Raw genomic sequence first — 5533 nt, forward strand, 5'->3', positions numbered from 1 at the left:
CCTTGAGCAGAGAATAGAAGAAAAGTCCGCCCCGTACGTCAGGCGAGACCAGAAGGCGCCGAATGGTCGTTATGTAAGTTGACGTCAGAGTGATGGCACTCTTTCATGTTGCACCCGATACAAATGTGGGAGCGAGCCTGCTCGCGATTGCGGTCTTTCAGACAACAGAGAGGTTGGATGTCAGTGCCTCATCGCGAGCAGGCTCGCTCCCACATTTGTATCGGGTGCAACATGAAAGAGTGCCATCACTCTGACGTCAACTTACATAACGACCATTCGGCGCCTTCTGGTCTCGCCTGACGTACGGGGCGGACTTTTCTTCTATTCTCTGCTCAAGGATATCGACAGTAATCACTGGAACGAGACAGCCCCTCTGTGGGGGCTGAATACCGGATCTACCGAGGGTCGCCGCCATGTCGCGCAACCTCTGTCTCACCCGTCAATGCCTGGGCCTTGTAACCCGTATCGAGTGTGCCATCCGCCCTTTGGCGGGAGATACGGGCATGTGGACCTTGCTCTTCGCCGCCGGGATGGCCGGCGAGCAGCCCTCGGCCATCAAGGCGCAAGGCCCGTTTCATGGCCCTGTCGTGGCCGAATCAATCCTCGACACCATCGTTGAAAGCCTGACCTTGCACGGCTACGAACTGGCAGACGATCCACAAATCTGGTGCCTGCACCTGCAAGCCCAACTGCGGGAAATCAACGGTGGCCGTTGCCGTAATCTCGGTGGCTTCGAATACCGGCCCGATCACTGAACGGGTTATTGATCAAGTTCACTTGGATCAGTTGTGGCCAGTTTGACCTCGAAACCATATTGCACAGTGGTCAGTTCGGTGCGCTGATAGCTTTCCAGGTGTGTCGGCTGACCATAAAAGTAATGCACCTCGAATAACGCCGGGCCTTCGGCGCTTGCGTCATGGGTGACCGCAAGAATCTCTTTCAGGTAGTTCCCGCTGTCGTCCTTGGCGAAAAATCGCCAGTCCTGCGCAGGAAACAGCTTTACATTCACCACCAGCGCATTGCCTTTGAGTTCCAGGCCCTTGGGCAATTTCCGGGTGTCGAACGTCTGTTTCTCGATCGTGGCCAGAAACAACGGCATGGAGCCCACTGCATACGCCGGCGTTTGCGCAAACAGGTTCAGATCGTAGGTGATGGTGCCGCGCAGAGGGTCGACCTGATACGCCTGCGATGGCAGTTCGATCGGCTCATCGCGTTTGCCGCTACTGTCCGCGGTAAAAAAACTGAGCGGGCTATCGCCAGGACTGAAGGTGCTGCCGAGCAACTCGTCATTGAAACTTCTGGGGTGATCGAATTCGATGCGCGCGGCGCTAGGGTCCTCCACCGACTGATTGATTTTGATGCTTTTTTTCAGCTGCTCCTCCCTCAGTGTCGCGCCCTTGAGCCAGTTCGCCGTCTGATCGTCATACACCACTACCGGTAAGGTCAGTGGCGGGATGGTTTTTTCCGTGGTGTGCGGGTCGAATCGGCGTATCGGCAGGTTGAGGTCTTTACGGGTTACGGTAGCCTCCGAGAAGTCCAGCAGACTGACCTCAAGGGTCTCGATCGGCCCGTTGAAGTACACTTTGGAATATTGCCGTCCCTGCTGCTGCTCGAATGTGCGCTGTTCTTCATTGAGCTGTTGTTCGAAGGCCTCGCTCCAGGTCTTCTGCTGCTGCATTTTCGTCAGTTGTTTTTGATAGAAGGCAATTTGCGTGGCGGCTTCGTTGATCGAGCCTGCGCGTGAGAGAAATTGCCCTGTGGTGTCTTTGGCCTGAACAATCAGTGGGATCAACCGGGTTTCAGCGACTTCGGGGGACAGTGGCGCGCTGTTGCTGTATTCAATTTCGGCGTAGTTCTTTTCAAGCTTCAACAGGGTGACGCTGAGGTTGTCGTTGGTGCGCGTCTGGCCGACGTCCTTTTTGGTCAGATCGAAGCTGTAGAGCCGGCGCGGCGCAATCATTTCGACTTTGCCCTGCAGGCTCACCGGTTGCGGCTGGTTTTTTTTGTCGACATCCAGGCCGTTGATGAAGGGGTAGGCCACCGTCAGGTCATCGGGGCTGGTCAGGTTGGAGCTCGACGGGCTGAACTGGATGCCGGGATCGGTTTCCGACCATTCGGGCTGGAAGGGGATGACCCGTTTGTTGTTCAGTGTCACCGATTGCCATTCCAGGCCATGGGGGAAAAGGAACGCCGCCGGAATACTGAAGTTGAAGGGGAATACCGGTTGCAGATCGGTCAGGTAATCGGAGCTGGAATCCTTGTGCAGCACGAACAGTCCATTGATGTAGGTGTCGACCAGAGCCTGGGGCGTGGGGTAGTGCTTGAGCAAGGCGAGGGCGTCTTCGCCGTATTCGGTTTCCACCGGTTTACTGTCGAGCTTGAGTTGCGCACGTTCGAGCAACAAGAGTGAGCCGCCGAGTTCAGAGACCGCGTCCTTGAGCTTCGGGTCCTGGATCTGATCCAGCGATTGCTCGAACTGTGCGGTTTTTTTCTCGAGGCTGACCTGACGCTCATCCTCGCTGGGCGAGCAGCCGCTCATCAGCAGGATCAGGCAAATGCCGGTACTCGTTAAAGGCAATCGCACATCCATTTTCCAGTCTTCCTGTCCGACGTTGCTGAGCGGTCAATAGTCTGGACACTAGCAGAAAAACTTTGTGACACAGGCGCATGTAGCGGATTTTTCGACGGTTTCTGGCTGCTTCTGGGTATACACAGGTGGCTGGTATACTCGCGGCCATTTTCAACCCACGTGTGAGATTCAATGGAACGCTTTATCGAAAATGCAATGTACGCCTCCCGCTGGCTGCTGGCACCGATCTACTTCGGGCTATCCCTTGGTCTGCTGGCGCTGGCGCTGAAGTTCTTCCAGGAAGTTTTTCACGTTATCCCTAACGTCTTCTCGATGGCAGAGTCGGATCTGATTCTGGTGTTGTTGTCGCTGATCGACATGGCGCTGGTGGGCGGTTTGCTGGTGATGGTGATGATTTCCGGTTACGAGAACTTCGTTTCTCAATTGGATATTGATGACAGCAAGGAAAAGCTCAACTGGTTGGGCACCATGGATTCGTCTTCGCTGAAGATGAAAGTGGCCGCTTCCATTGTGGCGATTTCCTCCATCCACCTGTTGCGGATCTTCATGGACGCCAAGAACGTCGATCCTGAACATTTGAAGTGGTATGTGATCATTCACATGACGTTCGTGGTGTCGGCGTTTGCGATGGGCTATCTGGACAAGCTGACCAAGCACTGATCTGTACAGCCCCCTGTAGGAGCCTGRCTTGCCAGCGATGGCATCACCGCGGTTTATCGTCAGACTGAGTTGATGCCATCGCTGGCAAGCCAGGCTCCTRCAGGGTATTTGGTCGAACCGGACAGGTGGTGTGATTACTGGCTTGTACTTTGATGCGCCGAAGCCTATCCCTGTAAGTAGTCTTGGCTCGCCACTGTTTGAGGTGCATTCATGAACCTTGTTGAACTACGCGCTTATGCCATCGCAGGGAAAGTCGATGAGTTGAACCTGATCTCCATGGAGGGCGGGATCTACCTGCTGGAGGCGCGCATGCATGGTGCCGCGTATCCGCTGAGTGATGCCCACGACCAAATGCTTCAACTGCGCTCGGTCGAGCACGCACGGCAAGTGCTTCATGCCTTCCCTTCCTTGCCTTTCAACCTTGTTCACGCCTCGGTACATGATGAAATGTGCGGGCTGGGTGCAATCGTGGGGGAAAGCCTGAAGGTGCCGATAGCCTTCCGTTCTGCCTGGCATCTCTGACGGCTCTCATCAACGCAATGACATCTGTGCTAGTCTGCTGGCCCTTTTGATTCCGGGCGCTCCGGGATGCGCTGTGCGAGCACGGCAAGTTCCTGAGCCGTCCGCACAGCGGAGCAATGTCATGTCCGAAGTAAATCTGTCCACCGACGAAACTCGCGTCAGCTACGGTATTGGCCGTCAGCTGGGCGACCAACTGCGCGACAACCCGCCACCGGGCGTTAGCCTGGACGCGATCCTGGCTGGCCTGACTGACGCCTTCAACGGCAAGGAAAGCCGTGTTGACCAGGAAGCGATGGGCGCGAGCTTCAAGGTGATCCGCGAAATCATGCAAGCCGAAGCCGCTGCCAAAGCTCAAGCCGCTGCTGGCGAAGGCCTGGCCTTCCTGGCTGAAAACGCCAAGCGTGAAGGCATCACCACCTTGGCTTCCGGCCTGCAATTCGAAGTGCTGACTGCCGGTGACGGCGCCAAGCCAACCCGTGAAGATCAAGTGCGCACTCACTACCACGGCACCCTGATCGACGGTACTGTGTTCGACAGCTCCTACGAGCGCGGCGAGCCGGCAGAATTCCCGGTTGGCGGCGTGATCGCTGGCTGGACCGAAGCCCTGCAACTGATGAACGCCGGCAGCAAATGGCGTCTGTACGTGCCGAGCGAGTTGGCTTACGGCGCTCAAGGCGTTGGCAGCATTCCGCCGCACAGCGTACTGGTATTCGACGTCGAACTGCTCGACGTTCTGTAATACCCGGTCCGATATCACATCGGGCTAATGTGGGAGCGAGCCTGCTCGCGATGCGGTCATCTCGGTTTTCCTGTGAAGCCGCAGTGATGCTATCGCGAGCAGGCTCGCTCCCACAGTTCTTTGTGCAGTCTCATATTTCGATCTTGTGGTGCAGTTCACTCGACGGGCGCAACGCCCGGGCGTAGCAGAACAGAAACACATTACGCACCTGTTCCTTGAGCACCACCGGCTCGCTGGAACTCAAGTCGCTGACGTCCAGATCCCCCTGATCCTGCAGTTCGCTCAAGGCTTCTTCTTCAAGCACCGCACAGATTTCCCCGGTTTCCCGATGCAGGATCCTGAGGTAAGGGTGTGGGCGGTCCAGCCAGGCATCGATCAAATAAGTCATGGTTCTCATCTCCATTGGTTGGCTTTCAATGAGAATAATTCTTATTCATCAAATAGCAAGGGTCTATTGGCGGATTGGGATTTTTTCTGGGTAAAGATTGCGTCAGGTCAAAACGGCTGGCGTTTGGCTATTGCGCGTGCAGACGGGATGAAGCGGGAGGAGGGCGAAGCACCATCCCACGCAGGGCGCGGGATGGAATACAGAAGATTCAGGCTTTTCTGACGAACTCGGATTTGAGCTTCATCGGGCCGATGCCGTCGATCTTGCAGTCGATGTCGTGATCGCCATCGCACAGACGGATGTTCTTGACCTTGGTGCCGACCTTGACCACCAGCGACGTGCCTTTGACCTTGAGGTCCTTGATCACGGTGATGGTATCGCCGTCCTGCAGGACATTGCCGACCGAATCCTTTTTCACGGTGTCATCGGACGCCACTTCGGCTTCGCCGCTGGCGGACCATTCGTGCGCGCACTCGGGGCAGATCAGCTGTGCACCGTCTTCATAGGTGTATTCGGAATTGCATTTTGGGCAGGGTGGCAACGTGCTCACTAAAGCTCCTTGAATTCAGGATGGCTAAAAAGCGCACATTATATAGGGTTTTAGGTGGGAGGTGGGGYAGCGCGGTCCCTGTGG

7 protein-coding genes are annotated in these 5533 nt (G+C 56.0%); 4 read left to right on the top strand and 3 right to left on the bottom strand.

Annotated elements, in window-relative coordinates; all coding sequences use genetic code 11:
* Positions 1-413: 413 nt before the first annotated feature.
* Complete coding sequence (locus AC1DSG_RS26880) at positions 414-755, top strand: PA4575 family protein (protein WP_007943974.1); 342 nt, start codon at positions 414-416, stop codon at positions 753-755.
* A 5-nt stretch (positions 756-760) separates the two neighbouring features.
* Here the strand turns inward: AC1DSG_RS26880 and AC1DSG_RS26885 are convergent, their stop codons facing one another.
* A complete protein-coding gene (locus tag AC1DSG_RS26885; RefSeq protein WP_477793592.1) occupies positions 761-2590 on the bottom strand; it encodes a hypothetical protein in 1830 nt (609 codons plus the stop codon).
* A gap of 171 nt (positions 2591-2761) precedes the next feature.
* Between AC1DSG_RS26885 and AC1DSG_RS26890 the strand changes: the two genes are divergently transcribed.
* From AC1DSG_RS26890 to AC1DSG_RS26900, 3 genes are all read left to right on the top strand, one after another.
* Positions 2762-3250 (top strand): TIGR00645 family protein, encoded by a 489-nt coding sequence (locus tag AC1DSG_RS26890; protein WP_007943976.1) that lies wholly within the window; start codon positions 2762-2764, stop codon positions 3248-3250.
* Between the two features lie 210 nt (positions 3251-3460).
* Positions 3461-3772 carry a DUF6482 family protein gene (locus AC1DSG_RS26895; RefSeq protein WP_477793593.1) on the top strand — a complete coding sequence of 104 codons (312 nt, stop codon included), beginning with the start codon at positions 3461-3463 and terminating at the stop codon, positions 3770-3772.
* Positions 3773-3893: 121 nt separating this feature from the next.
* Entirely contained in the window at positions 3894-4511 is a 618-nt protein-coding gene (locus tag AC1DSG_RS26900; RefSeq protein ID WP_477793594.1) for an FKBP-type peptidyl-prolyl cis-trans isomerase, read from the top strand.
* A 130-nt stretch (positions 4512-4641) separates the two neighbouring features.
* Here AC1DSG_RS26900 and AC1DSG_RS26905 read toward each other — a convergent pair whose 3' ends face one another.
* Both AC1DSG_RS26905 and AC1DSG_RS26910 read right to left on the bottom strand, forming a co-directional pair.
* Positions 4642-4899, bottom strand: a complete 258-nt coding sequence (locus AC1DSG_RS26905; RefSeq protein ID WP_477793595.1) for a PA4570 family protein — start codon at positions 4897-4899, stop codon at positions 4642-4644.
* 208 nt (positions 4900-5107) lie between these two features.
* Positions 5108-5449, bottom strand: a complete 342-nt coding sequence (locus AC1DSG_RS26910; RefSeq protein WP_477793596.1) for a zinc ribbon domain-containing protein YjdM — start codon at positions 5447-5449, stop codon at positions 5108-5110.
* Positions 5450-5533: the final 84 nt, after the last annotated feature.

The organism is Pseudomonas sp. P5_A12 (assembly GCF_056400685.1).

Bases quoted from the DNA above. Each gene is read 5' to 3' on its own strand.
- AC1DSG_RS26880 (WP_007943974.1), top strand. From the start codon at position 414: ATGTCGCGCAACCTCTGTCTCACCCGTCAATGCCTGGGCCTTGTAACC.
- AC1DSG_RS26885 (WP_477793592.1), bottom strand. From the start codon at position 2,590: ATGGATGTGCGATTGCCTTTAACGAGTACCGGCATTTGCCTGATCCTG.
- AC1DSG_RS26890 (WP_007943976.1), top strand. From the start codon at position 2,762: ATGGAACGCTTTATCGAAAATGCAATGTACGCCTCCCGCTGGCTGCTG.
- AC1DSG_RS26895 (WP_477793593.1), top strand. From the start codon at position 3,461: ATGAACCTTGTTGAACTACGCGCTTATGCCATCGCAGGGAAAGTCGAT.
- AC1DSG_RS26900 (WP_477793594.1), top strand. From the start codon at position 3,894: ATGTCCGAAGTAAATCTGTCCACCGACGAAACTCGCGTCAGCTACGGT.
- AC1DSG_RS26905 (WP_477793595.1), bottom strand. From the start codon at position 4,899: ATGACTTATTTGATCGATGCCTGGCTGGACCGCCCACACCCTTACCTC.